This is a genomic window from Streptomyces silvae, from assembly GCF_016745505.1.
GTDB lineage: Bacteria > Actinomycetota > Actinomycetes > Streptomycetales > Streptomycetaceae > Streptomyces > Streptomyces silvae.
Window position 1 is genome coordinate 1 of the sequence record NZ_JAERUC010000081.1, and the last position, 17,843, is coordinate 17,843.

A 17,843-nucleotide genomic window follows, 5' to 3' on the forward strand; every position below is an offset into this window, starting at 1 on the left:
CAGGAGGGCACCTTCTCGTTTCTGCGCCTCCCCTGGGAGCGCGGGGTCTTCTCCCCCACCCGCCGCGGCTCGATCGTCCTCGGGTCGACCGCCTCGCCCGGCGCGCCCTCCTTGTAGAGACCCTCGGGGTCGTTCGGCCTGTCGTGGGGCAGCAAGAAGAAGGTACGGCGCTGAAAGAGGCCGCTGTCGGGATTGGCCTCCCCAGCCAGGCCTTCTGAGCTCGGGCCTCCCTGTGGGGGCTGCTACGGCCGTGGGTAGCGCCCCAGGCCGGCGTCGAGGAGTGACTCCTGCGCCCGTCCGACGTCGCCGACGAACGGCACGTCAGGCCCCGTGGAGCGGCCCGACGCGGCTCTGCTGCTCCCGCAGTCGACGTCCCGTCACGCAGAACCACAGCTCGGAACGGGCATACACGGGTGCGACGCAAGCATGGACCGGGAGTGATGAACGTCCGGACAACGGTCAGGGGCGCGGCCGTGAATGCTGGCGGAGGGTCCGGCTCCCCGTCTGCCGGAGCGCCCCGGGAGGCGGGTCTGCGTGCTTACGATCCGTCGGACCAACACCTCGGGCAGCGGCGCATGTTCGGGCGTGCACGACTCCAGGAGAGAGGCCCCATGACCGTCACAGAGATGGCCGGACCATGCCGCCCGCGCTTCCGCGCTCCCGCCCGGGCAATCGGCCTAAGCGTCCCCGCCGACGCCCCCGCGGCCGGTCCGCGGCCGGTCCAGGAGCAGGGTGTCCGGGGATGAGCGGGGTGTACGAGGCGGACCCGAGCGGTCTGCGGCACAGTGTCGAGGAGATGAAGAGCCTGCCCGTCCTGGCGAAGCGGATGGTGCAGGACTTCCGGCACCAGGAGGGTGCCTACACGGCCTGGCCCGGCTGGACGGACGACTTCGCTCTCCAGGTGCGTCCGCGGTACCAGCGGAACAACACGTACTGCGCCGACGTCGTCCAGGGACTGTACGAGGCGCTGGACGCGCTGGTCTCGGCGACGCTCGCCAACCTGGACAGCATCGAGAGCACCCGCACCGACGCCACCGAACGGATCGAGGCCCACGGCAGAAGTAGGTACGAGGGCTCCCAGGGTCAAGGCGGGCAGGGGAAGCACTGAGTGCAGGAGATCGATTTCCCCGAGGACGTCAGGAAGATGCTCTGGGTCCTGCTTGGCGAGATGCCGTTGCAGGCCAGGGAGAACCTGGCCTGGAACAGCCGTGACCTCTACCTCGACCTGGCGAAACGGGTCGTCGAACTGCGGGGCGCCATACAGCAGTCCGTGCGCAACGCCGGCCACGCGCTTCCGGAGGACGTCGCACGTGGGTACACCCAGGGGCTGTCGCTGCTGACGGGTGACGGAGGGGTCGACCGGCTCCAGGGGTTCGTCGATCAGCTGGACGACATGGCGCGCGGTCAGATCGACTACTCGATGAAGATCCAGGAGTCGAAGTGGGAGATCATCGCCGAAATCGTCATGCTCCTGATCGAGCTGGCCTTCCTGGCCGCCTTGGCGTTCTTCACGGGCGGCACCTCGATCTCCCAGATGGCACTGGCCCGGGCCCGCAGCAGGCTGGCACTGCTGATGATCATCGACCGGCTGCTGCGGATGACCCACCTCGCACCCGCCCTCAGCGAGGCCTTCGTCGAGGCGATCCAGACGCTGGCGGTCAAGCTCACCCAGATCGCGGTCAACCCGCCGGGCCGCAGACCGTCGGGCATCGACTGGGGTGATGTCGGCAAGGCGGCGGCCTTCGGCGCCCTCGGGGGTGTCTTCGGGAGCGTCTTCGGACACTTCTCGAACAATTTCAAGAGCTGGTTCAGAAACGGGGGCGGCCAGTACCTCGACCACCTGAAGACCGACTTCCCGAAGCGGAATCCCGTTCTGTCCAAGGGACTCAACGACGCGTATGACGTCCCGGCGGTCTTCGTCGTCTCGGGACTCAGCGAGACGCTCGCGGAGGTGCTGGTCACCGGGCTCTTCGACGGAACATGGGAGTTCAAGTGGGAGACCTTCGTGGGGTCCGGCACCAGCGGGGTGTTCGGCATGTACGCCGAGTCGGCGGTCGGCCAAGGCGCACTCTGGCTGAACGACAAGTTCCTCGCTCCGCCGGTGGCCCCCGGCAGGCTCAACGATCCGCCGCGCAAGGGCGGTACCCCCGGCGACGGGCCGGGTGCGAGTACGGCGCCGTCCACGGGGCCCGGTGCCGGCCCCGGGCCGGTCATGGGACGCGGCCTGCCCCTGACCATGACGCCTCCGGCCACCGTGCCTCCTCCCGTGACCATGCCGTTGCCGGCCGTGCCACCCGCGTTCCTGTCCCCGGCGCCCGAGCCACCGCCGGTGGCCCCGTCCCCGCCCGTCACGACGCCGGTAGCCCCCACGGCATCCGGCACGCCCACGACGCCCGTGCCGTCCACGTCTCTGACGTCCACACCGTTCGCGACGTCCTCACAGACGGTCGACGGGCCCGCTTCGACGCCCGCCCCCATGCCGTCGGACAGTGTCCGAAGCGGTCTGTCGGACACGGCCCGGCTCGGAAGTGGTGCGTCGGGGCCGTCCTGGGGCTCCGCGCCTGTTTCGCAGCGGGCCGTGCCTCCGCCGCTCGCCGAGACGCTTCTGCCCCCTCCGGAGTCCGTGAGCGACGACGCGATGGCAGCTGCGGAGGCGATACGGCCGTCGGCCGGTCCGGGCGCGGCAACCGGGGCCCCGCAGCGGTCGGCCGAGGCGACGGAGATGAGCGGCGACGACACGGAGGCCGCCCTCGGCAGGGAGCCATCGGGGGCGCCGGCCACCGTGCCGCACGTCCCGGTGTCGTCCTCACCCGCCGCTTCACCGGATGCTTCTCCCCCGCCCGCGCGAAGAGGGCCTGGCGTGGATCGGACCGGCCCGGCCGATGAGCCGGGGCGGGAGCTCCCCGACCATTCCGGAACCACCGATGCCGGGACCACCGATGCCGGGACCACCCGTTTCGGGACCGCCGACTCCGAGACCGCGATCACTGGCGCGGCGCCGCCAAGCGCACCGGCCGTGGCGCCGGACTCCACGTCCACCGCCCTGTCCGTAGCACCGGCGTCTCCGCTTCCCACCACGTCGGCCACGGGTGTGCCGGGCCCGGCCTCCCCCGTGCCCGCCCCGTCCACGGCCCTTCCCGCCACCACCACGCCCGCCTACGGGCCGGACACCGCGGCCCCGTCGGCCGCATCCACACCGTCGTCGCCGGACATGCGGTCCGCGGAACGACAGGAACCGTCCGGTGCAGCGGCCCCGGCCGGCCTCGGAACGCCGGAGAGTCCGGAGGCTTCCGGGCGCGGGGCCCTCGGGTCGCCCGCCTGGGAGGCGGCGCGTGCCGGTGCGGTGCCGGAGGCACGCTCGCACACCTGGGTCGATCCGCTGTCGGCGCCGCCCGACCCGCAACGGCCCGGTCAGACGACCCAGTTCGTGGTGAGGTCGAAGTTCGACGTACGGCGCTTCGAGGCAGGTGGCGAGCTGGTCACCGATCTGACCGTCCAGGTCGGCGTCGGCCGTTCCGGCGGGCTGCCGGAGGGCGTCTGGGAGAAGGTCCTCAGCGGTGTGGAGACGGTGTTCAACGCCCCCGGCCACCGGCTGCTGAACGGGGATCTCCTGCACGTGACCGTGGAGCGCGTCGAAAGTGATCCGCACCCCAACGGTCTCGACGTCCAGATCGTCGGCCGCGACCGGCAGATGACACGGTCCGCGTGGTGGGCGGACGCCCATCCCGTCGACTACGCCCACGAGATCTCGCACATGCTCGGCCTGCGTGACGAGTCCCGGCACGCTGTCGCACCGCACCGCCCGGACATCGGGGGAAGCCTCCTCGGGGACTACCGGCGCCCCGCACCCCAGGGGCTCGTTCAGGGCGGCCTGCGCGGGCGCCACCTGGACCTGATCGCGGCACACATAGGGGACCCACCTGCTGTCCGGCCCACCACCACGGGGTCGACCCCCGCGACACCCGCACCCGCCGCCGCCCCGGCCCCGATCACCGCCCCCGCCACCGCGTCCGCACCCGCGACGGCGACCACGTCCGTCACCGTGCCGCCGTCCGCATCGCGGCAGGCCACGGCCGGCCGCGCGCCCGGTGCCGAGCCGTACGCCCCCGTACTCCCCGGCACCAGGCCGCCCGTCCTGGACCGGGGCCTGCCCCGCCCGCTCGGTGGGCGGCGGGAGCCGGTCGACTTCGGCAACGGCACCCGGATGCCCGCCTACATCGACGACGTCGGCGAACTCATCGGGGACGTGCCGCCCGCCATCCTCCTCTCGCTGGTCTCCGGCGGCATGACCTTCGGACACAGCGACGTGGTGCTGCGCGGCACCGGGCAGGCGCTGGCGGAGATCGGTCGGGTGCTGGCGGAGGGAGGCGACACCGTGCGCCCCGCGCCGTCGGGGAAGGGCCGGTCGACCGGGTCGGCCCTGATGGACGACGTCACGTACGCGTTCACGCACGAGCCCAAGACGCTGGCCGGGGACGGGCGTGTCTTCCCGTACACGGCGCGGGACGGCGGTGTGCGGAAGCTGGCGGTCACCGTGCGCCACTACGGCGACTGGGAGCAGTTCACCGATACGTACGGCAGTCCCGTGAAGGTGGACGGGATGCACCGCTCGGTCGCGGCGGCCGGGCAGAACAAGACCATGCAGTCGGTGACCCAGTTGGCGCTGGGCGGGCCCGTCGGGCCGGTGGGGGCTGCAGCCTTCAGCGGTTTCGGACGGATCGGTCTGCGACTCGGCCGGACCGACCGGGTGGGGTACGGGCAGACCGAACAGGGGACGACCCAGACGGAGACGCGTTCGCTGGACGGCTCCCGGGTCTACCTGGACCACGTGTACTACGAGCTGCGGGTGACCGACGCGGAGGGCCGGACCGTGACCGGCACCGCGCCCGCCCTCCGCGGGTTCGCGGTGCGGAACGGGCTGTCCGTACGGCTGCCGGACAGCGTGACGAGCACCAAGGCCGCCCCCGGGCGCATCCCCCGCTCCATGGAGCTCGACCGGCAATCGTCCTACCGGCTGGTCAGGACGGAGGGCTTCGGGCCGGTCTCCCGGATGCGGGACTGGGCGGCGCAGGAGCTCGGCGTGGCACCGGGCAGCACCGCCTACGGTGAACTGAACTCCTTCTTCTCCTCGTTGAGCTTCCAGCGGCAGAGCCCCGCCCTGTCGAGGGGCCGCGTCACCACCGTCCCGCTGTTCGCCGACGACAAGGCCCGCACGCCCCTGGGTGTCTTCGTCGTCGACGTCGTGCCGGGCCGGGCGACGCTGATCACGGAGACGGCCGACGCCGAGATGCGCGACATCAACACCCTGACCGTGCGCAACGACCGGAGTCTTCAGAAGACGGCGGCGGTCGGCATCGACGGGGTCGCGGGCCCGGCCTTCAACTTCTTCGACCTGGCGGACAGCACCCTCAATCTCCGGCTGCAGTTCGGCGGGGCGTTCCGCTATCTCTTCTCCGTGTCGCGCACCGCGGGACTGGGCGGATCGGGGGCGATCAAGTCGGCCGGCCAGGTCAAGGGCAACCTCACCGGCCTCTACCTGGTCCGCAAGACGGTCCACGTCCAGCTCAGCGGCAACACCACCCCGCCCCGGCAGTTCCACACGTGGAGCGTCGACCGGATGACCCGTACGGAGGCACGGCGGCTGGCCGGCTGGGACGACGGGCTACGGCGTGCGTCGCGGACGGGAGCGCCCGAGCCGTTCGCCCCCGCATACCTGACCCGGGACCGGCCGCACACCCTGGGCATGCACCGGGTGGAGGAGTTCGCCTTCGACGACGGTACGAGGACGGGGCCGCCGGACCCCGCGGGACAGCGGCGCACCCTTCTGGACACCTTCGCCGACGAGGTGCTGACGGCGCTCGCGGCGGCGTATCCGGGACTCGTCGCGCGGCTCCACCAGTTGGCGCCGCCGGAGCGCAGGACGTGGGGGGAGCGGACCGCGGCCCTGCTGGGCCCGTCCGGGTCGTCCGCCGGCGCGCGCCCCCTGCCGTCGCGGTGGCGCGACGACGACGCGTACCGCACGGCCCTGGCCAACACGCTCGAGGTGCTCACCGCCCTGTCGCACCGGAGCATGGCCGGGAATCTGGAGGCGCTGACCACGACCGGCATCCGGGTCCGCTTCGTCGAGCCGGGCCGGATCGGGCAGGGGCACCGCTACATATGGCTGCGCGGAGAGCTGACGAATCGTCGCTTCGAGGGTGTGCAGGACGACTTCAAGCTGCGCTACAGCTCGGTCGGTGTGGAGCGGGTCGACGGGCAGAAGAGCTCCAAGCGCCTCGGGGAAGCGGGTGTCGAGGGGCTGCTCGCTTTCCGCGACCCGATGGCGGACGACATCGGCGCCCCGCACAACGCGGGCGGGCCGAGCGCCGGTGTGCGCTGGGGGTGGCAGTCCGACGACGAGACCGGCTTCGGCGCGACGGCCACGTACGAGCCGATGACGGTGAGCGCCGGGCCTTCGCACCTCTACCGCTACGACCTCTCGCTGACCGTGGACCGCGGCGGGTACTGGCGCTTCCGCGGCCTGCTGCGCGGGGCCGCGACGCTGGGTCTGCTGGGGACCCAGCCGTTCGTCTTCCGGCAGCCGCTGGACCTGCTCGTCGGGACCACGCCCGGCGGCCGTACGGTCGGTGGGGGCCCCCGGACCGGGCAGGTGCTCATCAGCATCCCGGGCTCGCACGCCCCCGCCGTGGACCCGCACGGCCGGGGGGCGGTCAACCCCTACACGGCCGTCGCCACGCAGCCGGTGCGCACGCTGCGGCCCGACCGGGCACGGGCGCTGGCACTGGGCGATCTGTCCCGGCCCGGGAGCCTGGTGCGCGCCGCCGACGTGGTGGGCGAGGCGGGCCCGGTGACGCCGGACGGCCGGGGTTCGCGGATGTTCCGGGAGCTGCAGAACCATCCGTTCCTGACCGTCGGTGTCGTGCCCTCCCCCGCGCTCGTCGCGGCGCTGGGGCAGGTCATGGCCTCCGGGTCAGGTGGCGCGTGGCAGCTCACCGAGGAGGGCGCGCCCACCCGTGAGGCTGTGCTCCGGGCCTTCCAGGCCCAGTATCTGACGGCCAACTTCGACCAGAGTTCCGGGCCGCTGGGCTGGAGTGCCTCGGGGCTGATGGGCAAGGGCCCGTACGCCACCCTCTGGGCGAACTTCCGGCATCTGACGGCGGTGGACGGCGTCCGTGCGCTGACCGGAGCGGTGCCGATGGACACGGAGATGGTGCTCGGCGGCAGCGGCCAGTCGACGGGCAAGCTCACCAGGACCCGCACCTTCTTCACCGGCGGGCAGATCGTCTACGCCCGCTCCCACGCGACCGGGCCCGGACTGCTCGGCACGTACGGCCTGGTCGCCTCCCCGTGGTCGACGGCCGACCAGACGAGCAGGACCGTGGCCCGCTCCTTCGTCCACGACATGAACCGCAAGGGCTTCGGCCACCAGGTGCTCGTGTCGGGCACCGCCGAGCACTGGCTGGCGTTGACGTCCAGCCTGCTGGGCTCCAAAGCCGCGGGCAGGCCGCTGGTGCCCGACCGGCTGGCCGCGGCGGCCGGGCGGATGACGACCGTGCCCGGCGGCTGGCTGGCCCACGTACCGGAGAAGAGCGCCCACCTCGTGGGGCTGATCGAGGACGGCATGGGCGAGGTGCCGCGCTACACCCAGGCCCGCTGGTCCCCGCAGCCATGGCTCAGGGAGAACAACTTCGGTACGTACGCCGTCAACGCGCTGGACCCGTCGGCGGTGCTCGCCGCGTTCGAACGGCGGGTGGCCGCGCTCGGTCTCGACGACGCGGGCCGGGAGCGCGTACGCACCCTCGTCTCGTCACGGGTCCTGCGGTCCCTGGACAAGGAGATGACGGGGGGCGGCGCGTCGATTCCCGCCCGTACCGGGGCCTGGGGGTGGCACAGCATCCGCCTCGGCAGGCGGCAGATCCGGATCCGGGTCCAACTCGTGCCCGGTGAGGCGGCGTTCACGATGCTGGACCACAGCGTGGAGATGGAGGAGAACCGGCGGGCGATCGAGACCGTCACCGAGGGCGCGGAGTCCACGAAGGGCGCCGACTTCGGGTACCTCGTCGGTGAGGCGGTGCACACGGAGAACTCCACGGCGGTGGCCGCGGGCCCCACCTTCACGGAGACCGGATCCGGCCGGAAATCCAGCGGCGAGAGCCGTACCGAATCCACCCTGACCGTGTTCCGGGTGGCCTCGACGGAACCGTACGCGGAGATCGCGACGCCCTACACCCTCCGGATCACGCTGGAGGCGGACGATCCGCCGCCGGAGGGGCGGGGCACGGTACGCACCGGGTTCGACCGGTTCCGGGGCAAGCAGGTCCTCACCGAGGAGGGGCCCGCCGGGACCCTGCGGGAGCACGTCCCTCTGAGTCTGATGGTCCCCGACACGGATCCGGGCGCGGACCTGCTGGAGGCCCCGGACCTGACGGCGCTCGCCGCACCCCGGCAGGGCGTCTCGCCGTATGTGCTGGGGCCCGACACCCTGCACGGGGACGGTTCCCTGAAACCGTTCCGCTTCCCCGACACCGGCTTCGACGTGCGCCGGATCGTCGGACTCGCCGACATCCAGGTCGCGAACACCTACGCGCTCGCCCTCTCGTACGACGCGGGGTTCTCCATGGACGGGCCCGACGCGCCCCGCCGAGCCCGGGACACCGGGCTGACCCGGCTCGGCACGGGATCCGCCCAGGCGCTGGAGGACGGAACCGGCAACGCCGCCCTGACGGCGTATTACCACCGGGCGACGACGCCGCAGGGTTACGGCATTCCGGGCCTGAGCGAGAAGAACATCGTCGGCGACGAAAGGGCCCAGCTCGACCTGTACGCCAAGCCCGACTTCAGCCGTGCCCGGCTGCTGACCGTCGCCGACGGCAAGAAGATGGAGATGCTCCGGCGGACCGGGGCCGGCGCCGCGGCGACCGTCGGCCGCGAGAACGCCCAGGACTCCGCGCTGGGGGCCGGTGTCCTGATCAGCTCAGACAAGACGGGGCTCCACCAGCTGGGCGGGTCGGGCACCGGCCCCTACGCCGCCGAAGGCGACGCGCTGCCCACCTCGGCGGACCAGCTGACCTCCATCAACACGAAGCCCAAGACGGGGCGGGTCTTCCTGTTCGCGGTCCCCACCTCCTGGCTGAGCGTCGCCGACGTGCGACGGGGCGTCAAGGACACCCGTGTCGGGCGCTTCGTCGGCGGCACCTTCGGCCATGTCCGGCCCGGGCCGAAGGCCGTGAGTTCCCAGGCGTACGCCCTGGTCTGGGTCAGGGACGACGTCGCCAGGGAGCTCGGGCTGATCGACGACACCAACTTCCCCGCCCGGGTGGGCGCCGCGTGGGACGCCGTCGGCAGCGCGAGCAAGGCGTGGGTCGACGCCGACAAGGCGTACTGGAAGAAGCGACGGGCCGCCATCGGCCTGCGGGAGGAGCGGGACGCCGCACGGATCACCCTCGCCGGGGCGGAGAGGGCCGCCGAGGCGGACGGCCGGCGCCTGGCCGCGGCCGGCCGGGCCGCCGAGGGACCCCGCAACGCCCTGGCGGAGGCGACGGCCCACCGGAACGAGGTGCGGGAGCAGGTGGGGGCGGCCCGGACAGAACTCGACGCGCTCGTGGAGTCCGCCGGTGAAGTCGCTCACGACGGCTGGGCCGACCTGATGCGCGAGCAGATCATGGCGGCCCGTGGGACGCTTGTCGCCTCCGAGGCGCGGCTGCGGGCCGCCGAGGCACGGATGGCCGCCCTGCGCGGGCCTGCGGAGGAGGCCGGCCGCGCTGTGCGCCGTGCCGAGGAGGAGGTGGCCGCCGCGGCGCTCCGGGTCGCGACGGCGGCCCGCCGACGCGACGCCGCGGTCTCCGCCTTCGACAACCGGCGCGCCCTGCTCGACGCACTGAGGACGACGGCGGAGACCGCGGCGGCGGAGTACCACCGGGTGCGGGCGGCGACCGACCAGCTCACCCGCTGGCACCAGGAAGCGGCCACCGCCGAGGGCCGGGCCCGCCTCGCGGGGCGGCCGGAGCCCCCGGCCGTCAGCCACCGGAAGCCCGCCGCCGCTCCACCGCCGCCCGAGCCGTCTGCCGCCACCCGGCCGCCGGTGTATACGAGGACCGGCACCGGCGAGGGCTCCCGGCTGACCTCGCCCGACCACGTCACGTACGCCGTGCACGAGGTGCCGGAGGACGGAGACGCCTTCCTGCACGCCCTGGTGGAGGGGCTGAGCAGGAGCGCGCCGGACCTGCTCACCGACCGGGGGGTGGACCTCGCGGACCGACGGGCGGCGGTGGACACAGTGCGGCGGGCGCTCGCGGCCAGGCTCATGGACCCGTCGGACGCGGATCTGCTCGACGCCGTCGCCCCGGACATCACCGACACCTTCAGCGACGCCGAGGCCACCGGGGCGGGGCTGCGGGGATCAGGGCCGCTCGGGGAGAACACCCCTGGCGGCCGCGAGTTCGACGGGCTCGGCGGCCTGATCCCGTACTCCGTGAACCTTGGTCCCGAAGCCCGGGCCGCGCTGGCCGTCGCCCAGTTGACGCGCCCGGGCAACATGGAGGGCGAGGCGGGCTGGGACCACGGGGCCGCGGACCTGCTGCCGGTGCTGGCCGCCCGGACGTTCGACGTCGACATCACGGTCGTGGACGGCGAAGGGCGCTTCCAGGACTTCGGCCCGGGCCCGTCCGACCCCACCGGGCACCTGGCGGGTTCGCTGGACGTACGGGCGGGTGGCCCGAGACCGCGTGTGGTGCTGAGCCTGGTCGGCCGCCACTACCAGCTCGCGGTGCGGGAAGCGGCCGTGGAGGTGACGGACGAGCCCGGTGCGGAGACCGGGGCGACCTCGGCGAAGACTGCCGGGGCGGCGAAGCCGACGGTCGACGTGGTCGATCCGGCGGGCGGGACGGACGGGTCCGAAACCGGCGTGTCGAGGACCGGGCCCCGGTCCGACCGGCCGAAGCACGGCCGCACAACCGGTGAGCGGGGGCCGGGGCAGACCCCGCCCGCTCCGCCGTCCCCGCCGTTCTCGCCCGCTCCGCTTCCATCCGGCGCTGCTGCCAGGGGGCGGCCGGTGCGGGTTCCGGGCACCGGGGAGTGCCTCTTCTTCGCGCTGATCGCCGGCGACCCCGCTCACGTACGCAGCCGACTGCCCGGCCTGGCGGAGTCCCACCCCGACGCGTACGCCTGGCTGGGCGACGTGAGCGGCGTACGCGCGGACCTGAGCAGCCGCGCGGTGGTCAGGTCCGCGAGCCGGTACGAGCCGGGCGGCCCGGAGACCGCTGTCGTCAGCGCGATGCGCGAGGCCGTCCGGACCTACCTGACCGCGAGCGAAGGCCGGCTGCCCCACGCCGTCACCGGACAGCTGCGCCTGTCGACGGTAACGGAGTTCGGGCAGCGGATCGCGCGTCTCCACCGAGCCGGGCTCGTCCCGCTGCTCGCGCACCACGGCGTGGACGCGGACACGCTGGCCGACCGGTCGGAGGCGGGCCTGCGCGCGGAGCTGGCCGCTGTGTACCCGACGAGTACGGCCCCGCTGGACACCGTGGAGACCTACGAGGTCCTGGACGCCGTCTCCCATTGGGAGGACCGCTACATGACCGATGTCGGCGAGATCTTCCTGCCCCTGCTCGCCCACGCGTTCGAGGCCAGAATCGAGGTGGCGTGGAACGGCCGCCTGGCCGACACCCGCAGGGTCGGACCCAGCGGTGCCTCCCGAGTGATCGAGGTCCACTACAACGGCAGGGACCACTACGACGGAAGCACCGCGGAACCCACCGACCTGCTCGTCTTCGGCGAGACCGTGGCTCCGAAACGCGTCAAGCCCGAGGAGCGGGACGCCGTCGGCGACGTACGGGTGAACCCGCTGTGGACGCCCCTTGACGAGATCGACCCCGCCCTGCTGATCACCGGCAACAGGGACGCGGTCTGGATCTACACGGTGAACCCGGAGGGGCGGGTCCTGCTCGGCAGCGAACGGCCGAGCGCGATCGTCACGCCCGAGCAGTTCGAGGCGCTGCTCGCAGGCATGCGGCGGGTGACCCCGGACCTGACGGCGGACGAGCTGCGGGACGACCTGGACGGGCTGGGGCACACGGGCATCGCGGCCCGCTTCGGTGAGTCAGGACTGTCGGACACCGGGATGAGCCGGATCTCGGGAGAGTTCCGGTGGAGTCAGAAGCTGGAGCGGTGGACGGTGAACGACAAGTCGGGCCGCTACATGAGCGGGGCTGTCCGGCCCGGTCTCGATCCGGCCGTGGCGGCGGGCTGGCTGGGAGAGGTGGCGGGACTCTTCACGGAACGGCTGGGCGTGCGGGTCGTGCCCGAACAGGTCAAGACCGCGTCCGCCGGGCCGCCCGGTGCTCCGCCTCCCCCGCCGCCGCCCGTGGTGCCGGTCAAGGGGATGGTGTCGCTCGCGGAACTCGCCGCCGCCGGGGTGACGCTGTCGCTGTCCCAGTCCACGCAGGCGGCGCTGCTCGGTGACAAACTCCCCGTGGCCGAACTGGGGCTGACCTCGGAACAGCACCGGCTGGTGCGGGTGCAACGGGGTGAGCCCGACACGTCGGGGGCCGTACATCCGCTGCTCGACTGACCGGCTCTGTTCACGAGAACCGGTTCTGGTCCGACTTCTGTGGTGTGCCTACTGCCTGTGACCGTCTGTCTGCTGCTAGGTCTCGCGAGATCGTCCGGAAACTGCCAGTGCCGACCGCGTTCGGCTGATGGTTCTGGGCTGTGCGCGAGGTACTGCTCCGATGGGAAGAGCTGCTCTTCCTGGCGGATCCCGGGATCAGAGTGGAGTCGGCCCAGGAGGATGGCGAGGTGATCCGAGTCGGTGTCAGATGCCGGACGGCTGGGTCTCGGTGTCCAGGCTGCGGTAGGTGTTCGGGGCGGTTGCACGGCTCCTACCTGCGGTTTCCCGCCGACCTACCCGTGGCAGGACGGCGGGTGGTGCTGCGACTCGGCGTCCGGCGCTTCACGGGCGAAGACATCTCCTGCGCGCGACGGACGTTCGTCGCGCAGGTCGCGGACCTGACCCGGCGGTACAGCCAGCGGACCGAGCGAATGCGGTCAGCCCTGGCCGAGGTCGGCCTCGCCCTGGCTGGCTGCGCCGGCGCAAGGCTGGCCGATGTCTTCGGGGCGTGAGTGGTGATGTCGTCGGTGCCAGCCGCGGCCAGCCGGGCGAGGCCGTCCAGCTGGCGGGAGCTGAGGAAGACGAGGTACTTGGCCTCGGGCGCGGCTCCGGCTCCCCTCCGTGGCAGCGGTGGCCTCACGCTCGGCACCTCCGTCTTCAGGCCTGTGGCCTTGACCGTCTCGTCCGCGATGCGCAGAGCCGCCTCGCTGCCGACCGACGGGTCCAGCCCCGTGATCCGGTCGGCCACCGCCTCCACGATCTTCTTCGTCCCACCCCGAGCTCGCTCGCATCCAGCAGGTGCTCGTCGTCGAAGTAGGTACGGGCCGCCCGCTTCCAGGCCTGACTGGATACCCGGGCACGCGGCACTCCCCCGTACACCGCAGTCTTTAGGGCGCCGGTGTCGTCACGGTTGACGTTGCTGGGCGGGACGGTCTGGAGGGCGTGCACGTCGAGGAAGATGCGGTTCACGAGGCGTCCTTGTCGGTGTCCGCGGTGCGGGTGGCTTCGTTGTCGATGGGAGTCGGGCCGCCGGTGGAGGCCGGGCTGTCGGCCGACGGTTGTTCTGTGAGGGACTGCTCCGGCAGGTGTAGCTCCGGTAGCTGGGACGCGAGCTCGGTGTCAGTGCGGGGGGCCGAGGCGGTCGGGGGGAGAACGTGGGGAATCACGTTTGTCGTCTGTACATTCCAGTCCCTTCAGTCCCTCCGTCGTGTGGGGTCTGGGCAGTTGGCCCTCGGCCCCGGTCGACAAGGCTCCCGTGCGAGTGAAGCCAACGAGAGCGACTATCTGCGACCGAGGCGCCGCCAGCACATCCGCGGTGGCCCTCCCCGCCACTAGGAATCCGCCGGTTCACCGGCTGGCCGACGCAGCGCCCTGAGATCCTGACCGACGGCTCACGCCTTGTTCAATCAGGCCGCCCTGGCAGCGAACGACCTGGCCACCGCGAAACAGATCGGGGGGTCCGTCCTCATGGCGATTCACGCCTTGACTGACCACCGACAACCACGGCACGCTCAAGCTGCTGCGCGCACTGCGTATCGAGGTCCTCAAGCCGCGTGAAAGCCGCCGCCAAAGACGAAGGGCGTCGGCCCCCTCGTGAGCGGTCACGCCACGAGGCAGCGCGGGCACGGGTGATGAGGCGTGGGCGCAGGGCGGGAGAGCAGCCTGCTCCCCGAGCAGCAGCGGCAGGTAGGACTCGGGCTGACGCCCCTGCTCTCACAGCAATACCAGGCGGGCCACGCTCGCCGCCGACAAACTCGCCGTGCTCGCCGCCCTCGGACTGCAGTGGGCAGACTGACTCCACGAAGATGGTGCCCGCCATGGAGGATCCCAGCGGGCGCCCTACCGGTTTGTCACTGGGCCGGGATCGGCTGGGTCAGGTTCACCGGGTTGCCGTCGGGGTCCTGAATGTGGGCGACGCGCTGTCCCCACGGCATGTCGTTGGGGCCGCTGCGGACCGAGCCGCCCAGAGCCTCCACGCGGCCGAGCGTTTCGTCGACGTCGTCAACACCGATGCTGAGCAGCATCCGCGGTGCAGCCCCGGTCCCCAGGTCCGTCTTGGCTACTAGCCCGAGGTCGGTGTCGCCGATGCGCAAGCCGCGGTAGAAGGCTGGCCCTTTCTCCGGTACCCGGAAGGTCTCCTCGGCGCCGAACAGCTTCGTATAGAAGCCGAGCAGGACGTCCTGGTCGGCAGTCAGGATCACTGGCTGGATGGTGGACATGGCACTCCTATGGAGAACGGTCGTGTCGCTGGGTAGACCGCTCGCGGAGGGTGAAGTAATCGGCAAAGCCGCCCTGCCAGGCGATCTCCCTGCCGGATTGCCGTCCACGACCAGCGTGAGTAGCCCGAGAGCCGGTCACCTCAGCCCCTTCCTCGGCCTGCGGTTCAAGTCGGGGAGGCATCACTCGATGCAATGACGGCGCCCGCCCTCGGCCTTCTTCCGGGGGCGGCGGGCGCCGTCGTGATGGGGCTCAGAGCACAGCCCCCCGGGCGTGAGGGCTCCGGGGGGACCGACCGAGAGAAATGCTGCTCTGAGACGTGGGCCCGTGGCAGGTTGTGGCGCTGTCCCGGAGTGCGGGCGCGATGCGCCTATATGCTCAGGTGGATCTGGAAGTCGGCTTCCGTGAACCCGTCAAGCGAAGGCCTCAGCGCTTGACTGTGACGCACGGCAGCCGGTCATGCCCCTTGACCTGTACACAGCGCTGCGAGCGGTGCGGGAAGTTTTTGTTGTATTCGGGTGATGGCGGGGTGCCGTCGGGCATGGCTATGCCTCGGGGCCACACCGAGTCGGCAGCCGCGTCACGCTGCACCCTCCGTCCGCCGGCCGCCGCGGGCCCGCCGCCGTAGGTCCACCCGGGCCGCAGGCGTGCGGCCCGGCGGGGTGGACCAGAAGGGGTGCCAGTGGATCCGGACGGACAGGGCAAGCAGGCGGCGGCGGAGCTCGGTGGTGCGGCGTGGGCGCGGGAGGGCGAGTGCGCGGCAGGTGTCGTGCCACTCCTGCTGGGCTCGTACGAGGTCGTCAGGGAAGGGGAAGCGCTCCATCCACTAATTAGATTGCATGTTCGATTTTTCATGCTACTCAGACGCTCCGGAAGATCTCCCACCCCTGCCCGGCCGACGGCGCCAACTGGTGGGGCCTGGTCCCCCTCCCCCTGTCCGGCCTCGGGCATCACCCCGGGCTCCGGCGTGCTCCCGCGTTCCAGCTGATGGCCGCACTGGAGAAGGCCCAGAACGGCCGCGAGACGCACCGTCGCCGTCTCGCCCGCGAACACGCCCAACGACCGGCTCCCCAGCCCCCAGTCGCCGTCCCCGCCCCGGCCGCGCCCGCTCAGCCGTCCACCGAAGGGGCAACGTTCCCCCAGCCCGTTCAGCCGATGCTCCCGCCGGCTCAGTCTCCGGCCGGTCGCCCGCAGGCACCCCAGTCCCGCCCCCCGGTTCACCTGGCGCGGCCTGCTACGAAGCCGCCGCATCGGAAGGACCCGGTTGGCTTTGTCCATGAGAACGGGTTCTGGCTCAGGTTGTGTGATCCGTGCACTGTGAGTGAAGGCTGAACTGTGTGGAGGGCATGGGAAGTTGCCTCAAAGCGAGCAGTGGCACGAGTGACCGGGCCGACAGTTCGTGGCTGTGGATGAGATCTTGTTCCGGCTGGAAGAGCTGTTGTTCCCGTCGATCGCAGACGTCGCGGTGCTGTCGGTAGACGTGAACATCGCGATAGTGCGTGTTGATGTGCGGTGCACCGCAGCCGGTGCCTCGTGTCCGGGTTGTGGGGCGTGGTCAGCCAAGGTGCACGGCTCCTACCTGCGGTTTCCCGCTGATGTTCCGAGTGCGGGACGAAGCGTCGTTCTCCAACTTCAGGTCCGCCGGTTCGCCTGCTGGAACGTTGAGTGCGGACGTCGCACGTTCGTCGAGCAGATACCCGGCCTGACCCGGAGGAACGGTCAGCGGACCGAGCGGCTCCGGTCGACTCTGGCCGCGATCGGTCTTGCCCTCGCGGGCCGGGCCGGCGCCCGCCTGGCCGACATCGTGGGTGCGGGGGTCAGCCGCAGCACGGTCCTGCGGTTGGTCGACGCGCTTCCCGAGCCGGAGGTGCCCGCTCCGCGGGTGGTCGGCGTCGACGAGTACGCCACCCGCAAGGGCCGCCACTACGGCACGGTCCTCGTCGACGTGGAAACCCGCCGGCCGATCGACCTGCTGCCGGACCGGGAGTCGTCGAGCCTGGCCGCATGGCTGGCCCAGCGACCCGGAATCGAGGTCGTGTGCCGGGATCGTGCGCCGTTCTTCGCCGAGGGCACCACGGCCGGTGCACCGCAGGCTGTGCAGGTCGCAGACCGGTGGCACCTCTGGCACAACCTCAGCGAGGCCGCCGAGCGGAGCATCGCCCAGCACCGCCGATGTCTGCGTGTTCTGGCTCCCGAGACACCTGAAACGCCCGAGACGGAGCCAGAACCTGCGCAGGAGTTGTCCGGCTCGCCTTGGCCGACCGGCCACCGGTTCGCCGACCGGACCCGGACCGTTCACGCCTCGGTCCACGCCCTGGTGGAGGCGGGGCACAGTCGCCGCGCGATCCAGCGGCAGCTCCGCATGACAAGCCGAACCGTCAAACGGTACGCGGACGCCGCCAGGCCGGAAGACCTTTTCACCGGGCAGTGGCAGGCAAGGACCTCGGTTCTCGACGAGTACAAGCCCTACCTCGACGACCGCTGGAACGAGGGCTGCACCAACGCCTGGAAACTGTGGGAAGAGATCGTCCCGCTCGGCTACACGGGCAGCTACCAGCGGGTTCGCGCCTACCTTCGCCAGAAACGCACCTCGCTGCGGCCGGTGACGGCCCGTCCGCCTTCGCCCCGAAGCGTCGCCGGATGGGTCCTCCGCCGTCCGGAGAATCTCTCCGAGACCGAACAGCTCAACTTGAAGCACGTCCGGGCCAACTGCCCCGAAATTGACGCACTCACCAGGCACGTTCGGTCCTTCGCGACCATGCTCACTGAGCGCCAGGGTGAGCGCCTGCCGGATTGGCTCACCGCCGTGAGACAGGACGACCTGCCCAGCCTCCACACGCTCGCCGCGGGCATCGACCGCGACCGCGAAGCCGTCATCGCCGGCCTCACCCTCCCCTGGAACTCGGGCGTCGTCGAAGGCCATGTCAACAGGATCAAGATGCTCAAGCGCCAGATGTTCGGTCGCGCAGGATTTCAACTCCTACGGAAACGCGTCCTGTTGGCATGAGCCAGGGTGGGA

At 71.7% G+C, this 17,843-nt stretch carries 6 protein-coding genes and 2 pseudogenes; 4 read left to right on the plus strand and 4 right to left on the minus strand.

Annotation, left to right across the window (positions count from 1 at the left end; all coding sequences use genetic code 11):
- Window positions 1-200 (minus strand): annotated as a pseudogene (locus tag JKV81_RS36170) (DUF6009 family protein); the annotation flags it as partial.
- Window positions 201-742: 542 nt separating this feature from the next.
- Here JKV81_RS36170 and JKV81_RS11285 point away from each other — a divergent pair.
- The 3 genes from JKV81_RS11285 (at window position 743) to JKV81_RS36520 (ending at window position 13,119) form a co-directional block, all read left to right on the plus strand.
- On the plus strand, window positions 743-1,108 hold the full coding sequence (locus JKV81_RS11285; RefSeq protein ID WP_129260206.1) for a hypothetical protein: 366 nt from the start codon (window positions 743-745) through the stop codon (window positions 1,106-1,108).
- Complete coding sequence (locus JKV81_RS11290) at window positions 1,109-12,568, plus strand: WXG100-like domain-containing protein (RefSeq protein ID WP_202075599.1); 11,460 nt, start codon at window positions 1,109-1,111, stop codon at window positions 12,566-12,568.
- Between the two features lie 227 nt (window positions 12,569-12,795).
- On the plus strand, window positions 12,796-13,119 hold the full coding sequence (locus tag JKV81_RS36520; protein ID WP_307820521.1) for a transposase family protein: 324 nt from the start codon (window positions 12,796-12,798) through the stop codon (window positions 13,117-13,119).
- On the opposite strand, the pseudogene JKV81_RS11300 reads toward JKV81_RS36520, so the two are convergent.
- From JKV81_RS11300 to JKV81_RS11310, 3 genes and pseudogenes are all read right to left on the minus strand, one after another.
- Window positions 13,116-13,576, minus strand: a pseudogene (locus JKV81_RS11300) (type I-E CRISPR-associated protein Cas7/Cse4/CasC); the annotation flags it as partial. The gene JKV81_RS36520 and the pseudogene JKV81_RS11300 overlap by 4 nt on opposite strands.
- A gap of 881 nt (window positions 13,577-14,457) precedes the next feature.
- Window positions 14,458-14,826, minus strand: coding sequence for a VOC family protein (locus JKV81_RS11305; protein ID WP_124278864.1), 369 nt, complete (start codon window positions 14,824-14,826; stop codon window positions 14,458-14,460).
- Window positions 14,827-15,404: 578 nt separating this feature from the next.
- Window positions 15,405-15,647: a DUF8825 domain-containing protein gene (locus JKV81_RS11310; RefSeq protein ID WP_129260203.1), complete on the minus strand. Its 243-nt coding sequence runs from the start codon at window positions 15,645-15,647 to the stop codon at window positions 15,405-15,407.
- A gap of 582 nt (window positions 15,648-16,229) precedes the next feature.
- Here JKV81_RS11310 and JKV81_RS11315 point away from each other — a divergent pair.
- Complete coding sequence (locus JKV81_RS11315; RefSeq protein ID WP_129260202.1) at window positions 16,230-17,831, plus strand: ISL3 family transposase; 1,602 nt, start codon at window positions 16,230-16,232, stop codon at window positions 17,829-17,831.
- The last annotated feature ends 12 nt before the right edge of the window (window positions 17,832-17,843 follow it).